Origin of the sequence: Qipengyuania nanhaisediminis, assembly GCF_900115585.1 — a bacterium.
GTDB classification, from domain to species: domain Bacteria; phylum Pseudomonadota; class Alphaproteobacteria; order Sphingomonadales; family Sphingomonadaceae; genus Qipengyuania; species Qipengyuania nanhaisediminis.
The window spans coordinates 438,142-453,871 of the sequence record NZ_FOWZ01000003.1; the positions used below are offsets into that span (position 1 = coordinate 438,142).

Annotated in this window: 18 protein-coding genes and 1 tRNA gene; 11 read left to right on the forward strand and 8 right to left on the reverse strand. The window is 62.7% G+C overall.

Going from position 1 to position 15,730, the window contains the following annotated elements:
* Window positions 1-7 precede the first annotated feature (7 nt).
* Window positions 8-232, forward strand: a complete 225-nt coding sequence (gene rpmE / locus BM173_RS10985) for a 50S ribosomal protein L31 (RefSeq protein ID WP_090481408.1) — start codon at window positions 8-10, stop codon at window positions 230-232.
* A 60-nt stretch (window positions 233-292) separates the two neighbouring features.
* Here the strand turns inward: rpmE and BM173_RS10990 are convergent, their stop codons facing one another.
* The 3 genes from BM173_RS10990 to BM173_RS11000 form a co-directional block, all read right to left on the reverse strand.
* The gene (locus BM173_RS10990) at window positions 293-610 is read right to left on the reverse strand and encodes a TraR/DksA family transcriptional regulator (RefSeq protein WP_090481412.1); all 318 of its coding nucleotides are present in this window, start codon (window positions 608-610) and stop codon (window positions 293-295) included.
* Window positions 611-674: 64 nt separating this feature from the next.
* Complete coding sequence (locus tag BM173_RS10995; RefSeq protein WP_090481414.1) at window positions 675-1,097, reverse strand: GFA family protein; 423 nt, start codon at window positions 1,095-1,097, stop codon at window positions 675-677.
* A gap of 1 nt (window position 1,098) precedes the next feature.
* Window positions 1,099-1,734 (reverse strand): prolyl hydroxylase family protein, encoded by a 636-nt coding sequence (locus BM173_RS11000; protein ID WP_090481417.1) that lies wholly within the window; start codon window positions 1,732-1,734, stop codon window positions 1,099-1,101.
* 196 nt (window positions 1,735-1,930) lie between these two features.
* Between BM173_RS11000 and BM173_RS11005 the strand changes: the two genes are divergently transcribed.
* The 10 genes from BM173_RS11005 (at window position 1,931) to BM173_RS11045 (ending at window position 10,123) form a co-directional block, all read left to right on the forward strand.
* Window positions 1,931-2,007 (forward strand) — tRNA-His (locus BM173_RS11005).
* A 49-nt stretch (window positions 2,008-2,056) separates the two neighbouring features.
* Complete coding sequence (locus BM173_RS11010; RefSeq protein ID WP_090481419.1) at window positions 2,057-3,124, forward strand: Glu/Leu/Phe/Val family dehydrogenase; 1,068 nt, start codon at window positions 2,057-2,059, stop codon at window positions 3,122-3,124.
* A gap of 62 nt (window positions 3,125-3,186) precedes the next feature.
* The gene (gene ccmC, locus BM173_RS11015) at window positions 3,187-3,918 is read left to right on the forward strand and encodes a heme ABC transporter permease CcmC (protein ID WP_090481422.1); all 732 of its coding nucleotides are present in this window, start codon (window positions 3,187-3,189) and stop codon (window positions 3,916-3,918) included.
* Window positions 3,911-4,066 (forward strand): hypothetical protein, encoded by a 156-nt coding sequence (locus BM173_RS14605; protein ID WP_177201876.1) that lies wholly within the window; start codon window positions 3,911-3,913, stop codon window positions 4,064-4,066. Before ccmC ends, BM173_RS14605 begins: the two co-directional genes overlap by 8 nt.
* The gene (gene ccmE / locus BM173_RS11020) at window positions 4,063-4,524 is read left to right on the forward strand and encodes a cytochrome c maturation protein CcmE (protein ID WP_090481424.1); all 462 of its coding nucleotides are present in this window, start codon (window positions 4,063-4,065) and stop codon (window positions 4,522-4,524) included. Before BM173_RS14605 ends, ccmE begins: the two co-directional genes overlap by 4 nt.
* Window positions 4,521-6,476 (forward strand): heme lyase CcmF/NrfE family subunit, encoded by a 1,956-nt coding sequence (locus BM173_RS11025; protein WP_090481427.1) that lies wholly within the window; start codon window positions 4,521-4,523, stop codon window positions 6,474-6,476. Before ccmE ends, BM173_RS11025 begins: the two co-directional genes overlap by 4 nt.
* Window positions 6,473-7,000 carry a DsbE family thiol:disulfide interchange protein gene (locus BM173_RS11030; RefSeq protein WP_090481430.1) on the forward strand — a complete coding sequence of 176 codons (528 nt, stop codon included), beginning with the start codon at window positions 6,473-6,475 and terminating at the stop codon, window positions 6,998-7,000. Before BM173_RS11025 ends, BM173_RS11030 begins: the two co-directional genes overlap by 4 nt.
* Entirely contained in the window at window positions 6,997-7,404 is a 408-nt protein-coding gene (locus tag BM173_RS11035) for a cytochrome c-type biogenesis protein (RefSeq protein ID WP_090481432.1), read from the forward strand. Before BM173_RS11030 ends, BM173_RS11035 begins: the two co-directional genes overlap by 4 nt.
* On the forward strand, window positions 7,401-8,048 hold the full coding sequence (locus BM173_RS11040; protein WP_090481435.1) for a tetratricopeptide repeat protein: 648 nt from the start codon (window positions 7,401-7,403) through the stop codon (window positions 8,046-8,048). The genes BM173_RS11035 and BM173_RS11040 overlap by 4 nt, the downstream gene beginning before the upstream one ends.
* A gap of 116 nt (window positions 8,049-8,164) precedes the next feature.
* The gene (locus tag BM173_RS11045; protein WP_090481438.1) at window positions 8,165-10,123 is read left to right on the forward strand and encodes a potassium transporter Kup; all 1,959 of its coding nucleotides are present in this window, start codon (window positions 8,165-8,167) and stop codon (window positions 10,121-10,123) included.
* A gap of 196 nt (window positions 10,124-10,319) precedes the next feature.
* On the opposite strand, the gene BM173_RS11050 is transcribed toward BM173_RS11045, so the two are convergent.
* The 5 genes from BM173_RS11050 to BM173_RS11070 are packed head-to-tail and all read right to left on the reverse strand — an operon-like array spanning window position 10,320 to window position 15,616.
* Window positions 10,320-10,964 (reverse strand): inner membrane-spanning protein YciB, encoded by a 645-nt coding sequence (locus BM173_RS11050; protein WP_090481441.1) that lies wholly within the window; start codon window positions 10,962-10,964, stop codon window positions 10,320-10,322.
* Window positions 10,964-11,887: a signal recognition particle-docking protein FtsY gene (gene ftsY / locus BM173_RS11055; RefSeq protein ID WP_090481444.1), complete on the reverse strand. Its 924-nt coding sequence runs from the start codon at window positions 11,885-11,887 to the stop codon at window positions 10,964-10,966. The genes BM173_RS11050 and ftsY overlap by 1 nt, the downstream gene beginning before the upstream one ends.
* Window positions 11,884-13,071 (reverse strand): MiaB/RimO family radical SAM methylthiotransferase, encoded by a 1,188-nt coding sequence (locus BM173_RS11060; RefSeq protein WP_090481448.1) that lies wholly within the window; start codon window positions 13,069-13,071, stop codon window positions 11,884-11,886. Before BM173_RS11060 ends, ftsY begins: the two co-directional genes overlap by 4 nt.
* Window positions 13,068-13,877: a diaminopimelate epimerase gene (gene dapF / locus BM173_RS11065; RefSeq protein ID WP_090481650.1), complete on the reverse strand. Its 810-nt coding sequence runs from the start codon at window positions 13,875-13,877 to the stop codon at window positions 13,068-13,070. The genes BM173_RS11060 and dapF overlap by 4 nt, the downstream gene beginning before the upstream one ends.
* 41 nt (window positions 13,878-13,918) lie before the next feature.
* Entirely contained in the window at window positions 13,919-15,616 is a 1,698-nt protein-coding gene (locus tag BM173_RS11070) for a putative bifunctional diguanylate cyclase/phosphodiesterase (protein ID WP_245755863.1), read from the reverse strand.
* Window positions 15,617-15,730 lie beyond the last annotated feature (114 nt).

Below are 15,730 nucleotides of genomic sequence, written 5' to 3' on the forward strand. Positions count from 1 at the left end.
GTTTATCATGAAGGCCGAAGGTCACCCCGATTACCACATGATCACGGTCAAGATGACCGATGGCACCGAATTCCAGACGCGCTCCACCTGGGGGAGCGAAGGCGAAACGCTGACGCTGGAAATCGACCCGACGAGCCACCCGGCATGGACCGGCGGCAAGCAGCAGCTTCAGGAAGGCGGCCGCGTCGCAGCCTTCAACAAGCGCTTCGGCGGCATCAGCCTCAAGAAGTAAGCTTTCGGGTATAACCGAATTCAAAGGGCGGTCCTGCGGGGCCGCCCTTTTTCGTTTCGGTCAGGCAGCACATTCGATGCAGCGCGTGGCGATCGGGCGCGCTTGCAGGCGGGCTTCGGCGATCGGCTTGCCGCAATTGGCGCAGGTGCCATAGGTGCCGTTTTCTATCCTCAGCAGTGCATTGCGCACCTGTCCGATCTCCGCGCGCAATACGTCGTCGACCCCTTCCAGAGCCTCGTCGTCGGCAAGGTCGATCGCCTGTTCGCCGAAATCGGCATCCAGGGGGTGCCGCAGATCATCCTCGATCACCTCTGCACGGTCGAGCAGATCGGCAAGGCGCTGTTCAAGCTGTTGTTTGAGGCCGCTGTAGTCGGTCATCGCGATTTCTCCCTTCGTCTCAAGGAGAATTAGCAATGGGCGGCTTGCCCGTATTTGATACGGATCAATCTTCGTAGCGTTCGAAGCGCATCACGCCGATGTAATTGTAGTCACCACCATCGGCCGGGTGGTTCTGTCCGTCGAAGACCTCGATCTCCGGCAGATCGTAGATTGTCATGCCGTCGATGCAGGCAAGATTCAGACCGTAGTGATCGGGTTCCGATCGCAACTGGTGGAAGGGGTGGATGCCGCATTGCGAGCAAAAGCGATGCTGCGCTTGCCCGCTTCCGAAAGTGTACAGGGTGAGGGCGTCCTCGCCGGCCGTGATCGTGCAATCGGCCATCGGCACGTCGACCATGACGACGCCCTTCATCGCGCAGATCGTACAATTGCAGCGCCTGATTACCGGCGCGTTGGGCATGGTGAAGCGAAACCTCACCGTGCCGCAGTGGCAGCCGCCTTCGTGGATCTTCCCGCCTTCGATCATCCTACCAACCCCACGGCCTTTCGCGATACCATTTCGTTATGACGTATTTGACGCCGCGGCGCACTTTCATGCCGTGATGGATCGTATTCGGGTTTTCCGAGCCATCGGGACGCATATTGTTCCAGCACACCAGCTTGCCGGTTTCTGGCTGAAAATTCTTCTTGATGGCCTTGAACCGCGTTGCGCCACCGGCTTCGACATCGTTGAGGTAGACCATGAAGGTCCAGGTACGCTGGCCTGCGACGGAACAATATTTGTCCCAATCCTGTCCGTCGCGGTTGAAGTAGTCGCAGTGCGGCTTGAACTCCTGGCCCACATCATAGCGCTGGCCCTGCAGGGGTTCGCCATGGGTTGGATCGATTCCGTTCAGAGCACTGAACAACGCTTCCATCTCGCGAACGGCGGGTTCTTCCGGCTCGAGGTCGCAGGTCTCGCTGGTACGAAAGTACCGATCATCCCCCGCATCTGCGAGAGTGGAAGGACGGCGGTCCTTCTCGATAAGATCGATCAGCGTTTCGCACAGGGAAGGGCTGACGAAATTTCTCAGCTGGAACAGCTCCAGCTTGTCCGAGGGGACACGCTGCACGCCCGGCCGGGCCAACAGTGTTTCGGCAGAAGATTCGCCCGGTCCGGTCATCGGCTGGCACGATAGTCGAGGGTGCAGCGGCTGCAAGGGGTCGTAAGATAGTTGCGTGCCAGACCCTGCACACGCTTTTTTCCTTTCCCATCGGGCGCACATTGTGCAACAGGCACGCGCCGTTGCGGAAGGCGGGTTGACGCCCGCTCGCCCGCGATTATGTGCCGCCTACCCGGCTGCGTTCCGGGGGCGTGTGGCGATCGTAGCTCAGTTGGTTAGAGCGCCGGTTTGTGGTACCGGAGGTCGCGGGTTCGAACCCCGTCGATCGCCCCATTTTCTCCCCTTCGCGCAGCATGTTGAACTCCTTGCAAGGGGCATAGCGATGACAGCTTTCTGGACCGAAACGGACTTTGACGATCACGAGCTCGTGCAGCTCGTTCGCGACCGGAAGAGCGGCCTGACTGCGATTATCGCGCTTCATTCCACGCATCTGGGCCCCGGCGCCGGTGGTACGCGCTTCTGGCACTATGCAGAGCCGGAAGCGGCCATGCGCGATGCCCTGCGCCTATCACGCGGGATGAGCTACAAGAACGCCATGGCCGGCCTGCCGATGGGTGGCGGCAAGGCCGTCATCCTGGCGGATAGCGACAAGACCAAAACCCCGGAAATGCTTGCTGCCTTTGCAGACGCGGTCGACGCGCTCGGCGGCCAATATGTGACTGCCGAAGACGTGGGTATCTCCGAAGCCGACATGGCAGCGGTAGCCCAGCGCACGCAGTATGTGTCCGGCCTGCCGGTCGAGGGCGAAGACGCTGCCGGCGGCGACCCCGGCCCGTTCACCGCGCTCGGCATCTTCCTCGGCATCAAGGCTGCCGTGAAGCACAAGCTTGGCAAGGACAACATGGACGGTGTGCATGTCGCCCTTCAGGGCGTCGGCAGTGTCGGTGGAGGCGTTGCAAGGCTGCTGGCCAAGGAAGGCGCGAAGCTCACGCTTTCGGACATCAGCGAAGATCGCTGTCGAGCGCTGGCGACCGAACTCGATGCCGAATGTGTGGCAAGCGACGCGATCATGTCGGTCCCGTGCGACGTATTCAGCCCGAACGCGCTTGGCGCGATCCTCGATGACGACGGCATCGGCCGGCTCGATTGCAAGATCGTGGCGGGCGGCGCGAACAACCAGTTGAAGCGGCCGGAGCATGGTCCGCTGCTGGCGAAGCGTGGCATCCTCTATGCACCCGATTATGTCATCAACGCGGGCGGGATCATCTCCGTCACTCTCGAATACCTGTGCCGCCAGGACGAAGCGCCGTGCGACATCAACGAGGTGCGCAAGCGTATTGCCCTCATTCCCGGGCGGCTGGAAGAAATCTGGCAGGAAAGCGACAAGACCGGCGAATCGCCCGATCAGGTCGCCGACCGCTTGGCGCAGGCCCTCATCGGGCGCGGATAAGCGCGATCTTCACTTGCGGGTCAGGCCTGCGCCTGTAAAAGCGCGGGCGACGGCTTTCGATCATGCACGGCTTCGCCAATCCCAAACGGTTCCTTTCCCTTGCGCAGTGGCTGACGCCGCTGTTGCTCGTGAGTGGCCTCATCGTGACGGCAGTCGCGTTGTTCTGGGGTGTCACCTCGGTTCCTCCGGACCGGCTGATGGGAGAGACCGTCCGCATTCTCTTCATCCATGTGCCCACGGCCTGGCTTGGCATGGGCGGGTGGAGCGCGATTGCGATTTCCAGCCTCGTCTTCCTGGTATGGCGCCATCCGCTGGCCGCCATAGCAGCGCGAGCGGCAGCGGTGCCGGGTCTCGTGTTCACCATCATCTGTCTCGCGACCGGCTCTATCTGGGGGCGGCCGACCTGGGGCACGTGGTGGGTGTGGGACGGACGGTTAACCAGCATGCTTGTGCTGGCGTTCCTGTATCTCGCTTACATCGCGTTGGCCCAAGCTTCCGACCGCGAGGGCGTATCCGCGCGCATTCCGGCGATTTTCGGCCTGCTTGGCGCGGTCAACATCCCGATCATCAATCGCAGCGTCGTGTGGTGGAATTCGCTCCACCAGCCGCCCAGCATCACCATGGGCAAAAGCGCGATCGACGCTGTTTTCCTGCAGCCGCTGCTTCTGGCGGTACTCGGTTTCTCGCTGATTTTCGGCGGGGTGGTGCTTGCACGGATGCGTGCTCTCCTCGCCGATATCCAAGCCGAAGCCCGCTTGCGGCGGCGCGCGCTGGAGGCGGACTGTAATGCGTGAGGCCCTCGACCAGTGGGATTTCGTGCTCGCGGCCTATGTCGTGGCGGTCATCGGGACGCTGAGCATGATTGCCTGGAGCTGGATTGCGATGAAGCGCGCGGAAAAACGCCGCGAGAACGTGCGTTCCGCCACGAGGAAAGCGCGATGAAGGCGAAACACCAAAGGCTGATCCTCATCGTCCTCGCTCTGATCGCTCTGATCGGCGCCGGACTGTTGGCAAGCTATGCTCTGCGCAACCAGGCCAGCTACTTCTACCTGCCCGAGCAAATGGCGGCAAATCCTCCCGAGCCCGGACAGGCCGTGCGACTTGGCGGGATGGTCGAGCCCGGTTCACTCGAGAAGCAGGCCGACGGCATCACCGTCACCTTTGCCGTCACCGGTCGTGAAAATTCCCGCATTCCCGTGCGGTTTGCCGGCATCCTTCCCGACCTCTTCGTCGAAGGATCGGGCGTAGTGGCCGAAGGCCGCCTCGATGCAAGCGGTACCTTCGTCGCGGATAATCTGCTCGCCAAGCACGATGAGAATTACGTGCCGCGCGAACTGGAAGGCATGAGCGAACACCAGGCAGCCGAGATGGCCGAAGAGACCACGGTGGGCCTCGAATGATCGCAGAGCTCGGTCATGCTGCGCTATGGATGGCGGCGGCTTTGGCCGTCCTGCAACTGGTGGCAGGCGCACTCGGTATCCGTGATGGAGAACGTGAGGGCATCGCAATTCTCTCGCGCCCCGCGGCGATCCTCCAGGGGGCACTTGCGGCATTCGCCTTCGCGGCTTTGCTCTGGGTGTTTGCGATAACGGATCTTTCGGTCAAACTGGTGGCCGCAAATTCCCACTCGATGAAGCCGATGATCTTCAAGCTCTCGGGCGCATGGGGCAATCACGAAGGCTCGATGCTCCTGTGGGTGACGGTCATGGCGCTGGCTGGCGCATTGATTGCCGCGGTCGAACGACGCCTTCCGGAACGCACCATGCAGGCAACATTGGCGGCACAAGGTTTTGTCGCGCTGGGTTTCTATGCTTTCCTGTTGCTCAGCTCGAACCCGTTCGAGCGTCTGCCGATCCCTGCGGCTGAAGGGCAGGGGCTTAATCCGCTGCTCCAGGACATCGGCCTCGCCTTCCATCCGCCGACGCTCTATTTCGGCTATGTCGGGCTGTCGGTAGCTTTCAGCTTTGCCGTCGGCGCCATGCTGACCCGAGCCGTCACGCCCGATTTCGCCCGCGCCATGCGTCCCTGGGTACTCGGCGCTTGGGTGCTCCTTACGCTCGGCATTACGGCGGGTAGCTATTGGGCCTATTACGAGCTCGGCTGGGGCGGCTGGTGGTTCTGGGACCCGGTCGAGAATGCGTCCCTGATGCCCTGGCTGGCAGCGACTGCGCTCCTCCATTCCGTCAGTGTCCTTGCGAGCCGCGATGCCTTGCGGGTCTGGACCATCATGCTGGGCGTGATCGCCTTCTCCATGAGCATGCTCGGGACTTTCCTTGTGCGATCGGGCGTCCTGACCAGTGTGCACGCCTTCGCCGTCGATCCCGAACGTGGCAGCTTCATCCTCGCTCTGCTCGCCATCTATATCGGCGGAGCGCTCCTCCTCTTCGCGCTGCGTGCCAACTCTATCAGCGAGGGGGAACGCTTTAGCGTGGCCAGCCGCGAGGGGGCGCTGGTGTTCAACAATGTCATGCTGAGCGCCATTCTGGCCGTGGTCCTTCTGGGTACGCTCTATCCGTTGCTGACCGAGGCCTTCGATGTGCGCGTGTCTGTCGGCCCGCCATATTTCAATCCGGTATCGGCGATCTTCGCCCTGCCGATGCTGGCGGTGATGGCGGTGGGTCCACTGCTGCGGTGGCGGCGCGATAGCTTCGGGCGCATCTCCAAGGAGTTGGCTCTTATCGCCGCGATCATCGTCGCCGGACTGATTTTCTTCGCCCTGTTCGAAGGCGTTGCGATCCTCCCGCTCTTGGGACTGGCGCTGGCAATAGCGCTGGGCGTGGCGAGCTTCCTTCCGCTCAGGGGACGCAATCTTCGACGCCTCCCGGTCTCGGTCTGGGGGATGGTGATGGCCCACTTCGGCATAGCCGTCGCCCTCTTCGGAATGGCCAGCGAAAGTGCGTTTTCGAACGAGAAACTGGCCGCCCTGGAAGTCGGGCAGTCTACCCAGGTCGGACCTTGGGAAGTGACGCTGGATGGTATCGAACCGGTTGCCGGACCAAACTGGACCGCGATCGAAGGCCGTATGCTTGCCAGTTACAAAGGCGGTGAACCCAGCGAGATTGCGCCCCAGTCCCGCAATTTCTGGGCTCCGCCGCAACAGACCACGGAAAGCGTCCTCCTCACTCGTTGGAATGGCCAGCTTTACGCCGTGATGGGTAGCGAGGCCGATGACGGGAGGTGGCAATTGCGCCTGTGGTGGAAGCCGTTCGTGACGCTGATCTGGTACGGCGGAGTGCTGATGGCGCTGGGCGGGGTGCTCGCGATCATCGGCCGCGTCCGCCGCGATCTGAAGCGCCGCTCGATCCGCCGGAAGATCGAGGTGCGCCGCGCCGATATGGAGGAATTGCGATGAACTGGCGTGTCTGGCTTCCTCTGATGCTCTTCGCGCTATTCCTCGGCGTCGCGGCCTACCAACTGACGCAGCCGAAGGACGACGTCGTCACCAGCGGCATGATCGGGCAGGAACTGCCGTATTTCGAGCTGCCGCCTGCGCATTCCGAAAACCCCGGCGTCACCACGGCAGACCTCAGGGATGGTAAGCCGCGTCTTCTCAATATCTGGGCGAGCTGGTGCCTGCCCTGCATCGCCGAGGCCCCGCAGCTCGAAGCCTTGAAGGAACAGGGCGCCGAGATTGTCGGCATCGCGATCCGCGATGATCCCGAAGACGTGGCGCAGTTCCTTGCACGGCACGGCAATCCTTACACCCGCATCGGACGTGACGACCTTTCGGAAGTGCAGCTGGGTATCGGCTCTTCCGGCGTGCCCGAAACCTTCGTCATCGATGGCAACGGCGTAATTACCTACCAGCATATCGGCGACATTCGCGCGGACGATGTGCCCGTCCTGCTCGAGAAGCTGAGGGAAGCCGGCGCGTGAGACTGCTTGCGGCTTTCCTCTTGGCGGTAATCGCCGCTCCGGCGCTGGCGCAGGGCAGCGCGCCGCCTGCCCCATACGCCTATCGCCAACTGGACGATCCCGCGCAGGAAGCTGCGGCGCAGGAGTTGATGGAAACACTGCGCTGCCTCAAGTGCCAGAGCCAATCGATCGCGGACAGCGATGCGCCGATGGCCGGCGACATGCGTCACCAGGTCCGAATTCGCATCGCGGCAGGCGAGCAGCCGGAAGATGTCCGCGCGTGGCTCATGCAACGCTATGGCGATTACGTCAGCTATGCCCCCGTCGTGAGTGCGCGGACATGGCCGCTATTCGTTCTGCCGATAGTCTTCCTCCTGACCATTGCCGCAGTCCTTTGGCGCCGATTCGGTAAGGGCAAGGTATGACCTGGTTGCCGATCATCTTCCTCGCGCTTGTTGCTTTCGTGGCCGCCATCGCTTTCCTGCGCCTGCCGCGCAGCTTGTGGACATTGCTCGGGGCGACGCTGATTTTCGGCCTGGCGGGATATGCCATGCAGGGCTCGCCCGGTCAGGGAAGCGCGCCCAAGGCTGCCGCCGGTTCAGAGGCACAGAGTGGCGAACTCCTGGTCTCTGCCCGCCGCGAATTTTTCGGCGAGGGCCAATTGCCCAGCAGGTGGATCATGACCGGCGACGGCTTCGCGCGCCGCGGAGACTATGCGCAGGCCACCGGTCTCTATGCGAATGCGATCAGTGAAAACCCTTCCGATACAGAGGCTTGGCTGGCAACGGGCATTGCGCTGGTTGAGCACGCCGAAGGCAATCTGACGCCTGCGGCGATCAACGCATTCGAACGCGCCGCAGAGCTGCAACCGGAGAACGGCGGAGCGCGCTATTTCCTCGGCCTTTCCTGGCTTCGCGGCGGCGAACCTGCCCGGACACGCGAACTTTGGGTGGAGGCGCTGGAAGCAGCGCCCGAGGATGCCGAGTGGCGCGAAGACCTTGAGATGAGGCTCGCTCGCCTCGATGCGCTGCTCGAAATGGCAGCAAGGCCTGCCGATCCCGATCGGTAACACCTTTGTCTGAGCCATTGCGAGCATGGCGGGGCGGTGCTAAGCGCCGCGACCTTGCGAAGGACACAGACACTTCGCGGATAGGCGAATGACATTATGCGGCCGGAAACCCACCTTTGAGCACCGATAACACAGCTCCAGTCGATACGGCTGCGGTCGATGGTGCGCGTCGTGAAGGCCCCGGCCAGGCGCATGGCCACGGCCACGGTGCATCGAAGACCGCGTTGGCGGTCGGCGCTATCGGTATCGTCTTCGGCGATATCGGCACGAGCCCGCTTTACGCATTCCGCGAAACCTTCACCGGTGCCGCCAATATCGCCATCGACCGGATGCACGTCCTGGGCGTCGTCAGCCTGATTTTCTGGTCCATGCTGATCGTCGTCGCGATCCAGTATGTCACCATTCTCATGCGGGCGGACAACAAGGGGCAGGGCGGCAGCCTCGCCCTCGTTGCGCTGCTCAGCCGCCATATCGGCAAGTCGCGATGGGGCTGGCTGGTAGTCCTGCTGGGGGTATTCGCGACGTCGCTCTTCTACGGCGACTCCATGATTACCCCGGCGATTTCCGTCCTTTCCGCGGTCGAGGGCCTGACGGTGGTCGATCACCGCCTGGACCCGCTGGTCATACCGATCGCCCTTGTCCTCTTGGTCTGCCTGTTCCTGTTGCAAAGCCGCGGGACTGCGAAGGTTGGCGCACTCTTTGCGCCGGTCATGATCGTCTATTTCGTGACAATTGCCGGGCTGGGTCTCAACCAGATCTGGCAGAATCCCGACATCCTGTGGGCCTTGAACCCCTATTACGCCTTCATGTTCTTCGTCACCGACGGTGTGGTGGCATTCCTCGCGCTTGGCGCGGTCGTGCTCGCGGTGACCGGTTCCGAAGCGCTTTATTCGGACATGGGCCACTTCGGCCGCGGACCGATGCGCCTGAGCTGGTTCGGCTTCGTGATGCCGTGCCTCCTGCTGAACTATTTCGGACAGGGCGCGATGATTGCGGGGCTCCCGCCGGAGCAGGCGGCGATTGCTGCCGCAAACCCCTTCTTCCTGCTGGCGAGCGAGGAATACCGCCTTCCGCTCGTGATCCTGGCCACGATGGCGACATTCATTGCCAGCCAGGCGGTGATCTCCGGTGCGTTCTCGATTACCCACCAGGCCATGCAGCTGGGCTTCATGCCGCGCATGTCGATCCGCCACACCAGCGAGACCGAGGCAGGCCAGATCTATATCCCGGTCATCAACTGGGCGCTGATGGTGGCGGTCATCATCCTCGTCCTTACCTTCCAGAACTCGTCCAACCTCGCCAGCGCCTACGGGATTGCGGTGACGGGTGCCGTGACCATCGATACGCTGCTGATGGGCGTGCTGTTCGTCGGCGTGTGGAAATGGAAGTGGTGGTACGCTCTGCCCGTGGTGACCTTCTTCTTGATCGTCGACGGCGCCTACTTCGCGGCCAATCTCGTCAAGATCCCGGATGGCGGCTGGTTCCCGCTGGTCGTCGGTCTCGTCGCCTTCACGCTGCTCACCACCTGGTCGCGCGGACGCAAGCTGATGCGGGAGCGGATGAGCGAGACGGCCCTGCCCATCGAAATCTTTGCCAAGAGCGCCAAGAACAGTGCTACCCGCGTGCCCGGCACTGCGATCTTCATGGCCAGCCAGACGGCTGGCGTTCCTTCCGCGCTGCTGCACAACATCAAGCACAACAAGGTGCTGCACGAGCGGGTGGTGATCCTGACGGTGCTGATCGACGACACGCCCTATGTCGACGCCAGCGAACGTTGCGAGATGGTCGATCTCGGCGACGGTTTCTACCGTGCCGTCCTGCATTATGGATTCATGCAGGAAACCGACGTGCCCCAGGGCCTAAAGGAAATGGGCCGGTGCGGCGGCGAGTTCGACATGATGCACACAAGCTTCTTCCTGTCGCGCCAGACGCTCTTGCCCAGCGAGAAACCGGGCATGCCGATCTGGCGCGAGAAGATCTTCGCCTGGATGCTGAGGAATGCGGCGACCGCGATGGACTTCTTCAGGCTGCCGACCAACCGCGTGGTCGAGCTTGGCAGCCAGGTCGAGATTTGATCCAGGTGTAAGGGATCGGGGTGACAAAAGCGACACCCTGTCAACTTCCGGATTTGGCGTTACCGCATTGAATTGGAAGGGAAATTCTCGCGCCCGACTGGGTGACAGGTCGCTGCGTCGCTACTTCTGGATGGGTCGGTGATGCCATTGGGCATCCCTGCCGCAGGGCGCCCGCAGTAGGAAAGCGTTTCCCCGATCACCCGGTGGGCGGTTCGTCCTGCATGACGTCGTCGGTATCCTCGAACGAGAGACCGTGGCGCAGCAGCATGGGAATCTGCGTGAAGGTGAACAGGAAGGTCAGCGGCAGGAACACCCACAGCTTCGCCCAGAGCCAGCCCTCGAAGCTCATCGTGCGCACCAGCACCTCGTTGAGGCCCGCCAGCGCGAAGAAGAAGAAGCCCCAATTGCGCGACAGCTTGAGCCAGCCTTCGTGGGTGACGCCCTCGAAAGCGGCTTCGAGCAGGACCTGGAGCCACGCCCGGTTACGCAGCCAGCCGATGATCAGGACCACACCGAACAGCAGGTAGATCGCCGTCGGCTTGAACTGGATGAAGCGCTCGTCCTGCAGCCAGATTGTCAATGCGCCGAAACCGACGATCAGCGTCGTCGACAGGATCAGCATCGGGCTGACCTTCCCGAACTTCCACTTGCTGAAGGCGAGGGCGACGACAGCGGCGACCATGAAGGCGATCGTGCCGTATATCACTGCTGCAATCTCGCCGAAGGTCGACGTTTCGGGCGGTTCGTAGAGCTTGTAGACACCGAGGAAGACCAGCAGCGGGCCGTAATCGACTAGCGTATGCAGCCAGCCGGTCCTTTGTTTGGGTTTCGCTTCGCTCATCAGGCAATCCCCGCAATCACACGCGCCACGAGGTCGGGGTCGAAAGGGCGCAAATCGTCGATCTTCTCGCCGACCCCGATCGCGTGGATCGGCAGGCCGTATTGCTCCGCTGCCTGCACCAGCACGCCGCCTCGCGCCGTTCCGTCGAGCTTCGTCATGACAAGGCCGGTGACGCCAGCGACCTCCTTGAACACGTCGATCTGGGACAGGGCATTTTGGCCATTGGTCGCATCGAGCACCAGCACCACGTCATGCGGCGCTTCGGGATTGAGGCGGCCGAGGACTTTGCGGATCTTGGCCAATTCGTCCATCAGCTCGCGCTTGTTCTGCAGGCGACCGGCTGTGTCGACGATCAGCACGTCGGTCCCGATCTCGGTGCCTTTCTTGACCGCGTCAAACACGATCGAGGCGGGATCGCCGCCTTCCGGGCCGCGCACGATAGGGACGCCCACGCGGTCCGCCCAGGTCTGGAGCTGGCCGATGGCGGCCGCCCGGAAGGTGTCTCCGGCGGCGAGCATGACGTTGTAATCGTCCTCGACGAAAAGGTGCGCGAGCTTGGCGATGGTGGTCGTCTTGCCGCTGCCGTTCACCCCGATCACGAGCAGGACCTGCGGACGCGGGAAGGCCGTGATTTCGAGCGGCTTTGCGACCGGACGCAAGATTGCGGCGATTTCCTCGGCGACCGCTTCCTTCAGTTCCTGCGCGCTGATTTCCAGCCCGAAACGCTTGTCCCGCAGCTTCTCGCGAATGCGCGCAGCAGCGCTCGGGCCGAGGTCGGACATGATGAGCGCATCCTCGACATCGTCGAGTGTCGCATCGTCCAGCTTCGCCTTGCTGACGACTTCGGTCAGGTTTTCGGACAGGCGTTCCGACGTCTTCTTGAAGCCGCCGAACAGGCGCTCGGTCCAGCTGGGTTTGCTCATGCCAGGAGGTCGTCCTCGAATTTGGTGGGGGTGATCGTGACGATCTGCCCCGGCTCGGTACCGGCGGGCATGTCCACCCGCGCGAAGTTTTCCGCATAGCCAGTGCCGTCGCGTTCCGCGAGGACATTGAGCGGCTTATCGACGAGCGTTGCCAGCCATTCTGCACGGGTCTTCGCCACCGCCTCGCGCAATTCGGCAGCGCGCTGCTTGATCGTCGCGCGGTCCAGTTGGGGCATGCGCGCGGCAGGGGTGCCGGGGCGGGGAGAGTAGGGGAAGATGTGGCCATGCACGATGCCAAGCTGGCGAATGATCGAGAGGTTGGCCTCGTGGTGCTCCACGGTCTCGGTCGGGAAACCGGCGATGAGGTCGGCGCCCACGGCGAGCTCGGGCCGTTGTTCTCTTAGTCGGCGCACCAGGTCGACTGCGTCGGCGCGGCTGTGGCGGCGCTTCATCCGTTTCAGGATGAGATCGTGCCCATGCTGCATGGACAGGTGGAGATGCGGCATCAGGCGCTGCTCACCGGCGAACAGCTCGAACAAGTCTTCGTCGATCTCGATCCCGTCGAGCGACGACATCCTGAGGCGCGGCAGGGTGGGGAATGCGTCGAGCACGGCGCGCACCATCGCGCCCAACTGCGGCTTGCCTGGAAGGTCGTGACCCCAAGACGTGACGTCGACGCCGGTCAGCACTACCTCGGCGGCGCCCTGGTCGACGTGGAGGCCAACCTCGCGGATCACCTCGTCCACGGACATCGAACGGCTGGCACCCCGGCCCTGCGGGATGACGCAAAATGTGCAGGCGTGGTCGCAGCCGTTCTGCACGGCCACGAAGGCGCGCGTGCGCCGCTTGAGAACAGGCGGAGCTTGCGACGGGACGTTCCATGCGCGCGGGTCTAGCTTGGCGTCATTGGCGATGAGGCCATCGACCTCGGGCATGGCGGCCAGCTCGTCGCGCTCGATCTCGGCGGCGCATCCGGTGACCAGCAGGCGAGCATCGGGATTGGCGCGGCGCGCGCGGCGGATGGCCTGCCGCGTCTGTCGCACTGCCTCGCTGGTGACCGCGCAGCTGTTGACCACGACGAGGTTCTCCTCGCCCGCCAGCATGGTGCGCATCCGCTCGCTTTCGGAAATGTTGAGGCGGCAGCCGAGCGAGACGATCTGAGGCAGTTTGGTGGGCGCATTCATGCGTAGTCGTCCCATTCGAAAGAACCGCGGAAGCTTTCGCTGGCAGGGCCGGTCATGCGAATGGTTTCGCCCTCGCTCCAGGCGATCTGCAGGTCGCCTCCGGGCAGGGCAACGGTCACTTCGCTGTCGACGAGCCTTCGGCGCATGGCATGGACAGCCGTCGCGCAGGCACCCGTACCGCACGCCTTGGTCAGGCCCGCGCCGCGTTCCCATACGCGCAGCCTGATCCGGCTGCGGTCTTCGATGGTCGCGACGTTCACGTTCACTCTTTCGGGGAACAGCGGGTCATTTTCGATCTCCGGTCCCAGCCGGTCGAGCGGGACCGCATCGCAATCGTCCACGAAGAAGATCACATGCGGATTGCCGACATTCACCGCCCCGGGATTTTCCAGCATTTCCCAGCCGACGGGCATGGACAGCGTGTCCATGGGATAGGCCAGCGGGATCGCATCCCAGTCGAAGCGCGGCGCGCCCATGTCGACGCTGGCGCCGCCGTCGCGCGGCGAGGCTGACAGCATGCCGCCAGCCGTCTCGATCGTGGCGTCACTGCCATGCAGCATGGCGACAGCGCGTGTTGCGTTGCCGCACGCGCCCACTTCGCTCCCGTCATGATTGTAAATCCGCATGCGGAAATCTGCATTTTCGCTGGGCTGCAACAGGATCAGCTGGTCGCAACCGATACCGGTATGCCGGTCGGCGATACCGCGAGCGATATTCTCTTCCAGATCGGGCACGGCGTTTTCGCGTGCATCGAGCACGACGAAATCATTGCCTAGTCCATGCATCTTGATGAAGGGAATGCGCATCTTGGCGCGCATCTATGCCTTCGGGGGGCTATCGTAAAGTATCAGCCCGCGCGCTTGCCACTCTCAGCCTTGTCGTCGCGTTTCTTGCGCTCGGCCTCGAGGTCGAGGACCTCATCGCTTTCGGAGGCCAGGAGTTCCTGTGCCGACAGCCGCTCAAGCACCTTCGCTGCGGGTTCGGGGCGACCGTAGTGGTAGCCCTGGCCCTTCATGCGCCCCATGGTCTTGAGAACCTCGTGGATCGCCTCGTTCTCGATGCCTTCGGCCGTAATCGGCAGTTTCAGGCCGTCGCTCATTGCCACGATCGCATCGACCAGGGCCGTGTTGTTCTCGTCGGCGCGCAACTCGCTGATGAAGGTCCGGTCGATCTTGAGGCGGTCGAAGGGGAGGCTGCGCAGCTGCGAAAGGCTGGAATAGCCGGTCCCGAAATCGTCGAGGCTGACGTGGACGCCCTGGTTGCGCAGGGACGTGATCATCGAACGCACCATGCCGATGTTTTCATGGAGGCAGGTCTCGGTAATCTCGATATCCAGGCGGTGCGGCGGGAAGCGGTGCTTGACGAGTAGCTTCAGCACCTTCTGGGCGAACCACGGATCGCGCATCTGCACGGGCGAGATGTTGACCGACAGGGTCAGTTGGTGATCCCACTGCTTCGCGTCTTCGAAAGCCTGCGCGATCAGTTTTTCGGACAGTTCGCCGATGACGCCGATCTCTTCCGCGATCGGAATGAAAATGTCCGGTCCCACCACGCCCAGTTCCGGCGATTCCCAGCGCGCGAGCATTTCGAAACCGACCAGCTTGTCGGTCTCTAAGTCGATTTGCTGTTCGTAGTAGGGGACGAATTCGCCGTTCGCGATGCCGGCGCGAATGCCCGATTCCAGCTTATTGCGGAACCGCAGCTCGTTTTCCATCGGCGCTTCGAACCAGTAGAAGCGGTTCTTGCCCTGCTTCTTGGCGTGATACATGGCGATATCCGCCTTGTGCATCAGGTCCTGCGCGCCGCTCGATCCTTCGTCGAGCGAATCGAGGTGGATAGAGCTGGCGATGCCTATCGAAACTGTGACATCCAGAGCGATATCGTCGTGGCTTACCGAGGTAGCTACACGGTCGACCATCCGCGTCGCCAGATGCTCGATCCGGTCAGGCGCAGACGCGTGATAAGGCACCACGCACAGGAACTCGTCGCCGCCGATCCGGGCCAGCACACCGCCTGCGGGAAGGACCCGTTGGAGCCTTTCCGCGGTCGTCCGCAGGACTGCGTCGCCTGCCGCATGGCCGTTGAGATCGTTGACCTGCTTGAAATTGTCGAGGTCGACCGCAATCGCGGCCAGTGCCCGCTCGGAATTGCATTCCTGTTCGAGGAGGATCGCGAGCCGTGCCGCGAAACTGCGACGGTTGAGGCATCCGGTAAGATCGTCGATCTCGGCGAGGCGGCGGGCTTCTTCTTCGGACTGGCGACGCTCTGCCAGCTCGGCATTCAGCGCCTTGTAACGCCGCCATCCAAGCAGGATGAGCGCAATGTTGAGAATGAGGGCATTGGTAAGGACCGCATCGGGACCACCGACCGATCCGCTCCACGTCTTGATGATGTTGGGCAGGGCGACGCCGGCGGTGCCGACGAATAGGATCATCGCGGCGAAGGCGATCCCCTGCGTGACCAGGTCGTGGCGTGTCGATCCCGCGAGGTCATGCGACGCACGTTCCGGCTGATCCTGCCGCAATCCTGAGATGTTCTTGCCCAAAAGGTCCCCCGGACACACTCGTGTTTCATGCGTGCCTAAGGGACGATGTCTAAAAAGCCGTTAACCGGAACCCGCTGTCGCGGCGCGCTTTCTGGCCAAATGACGTCCTGCGCG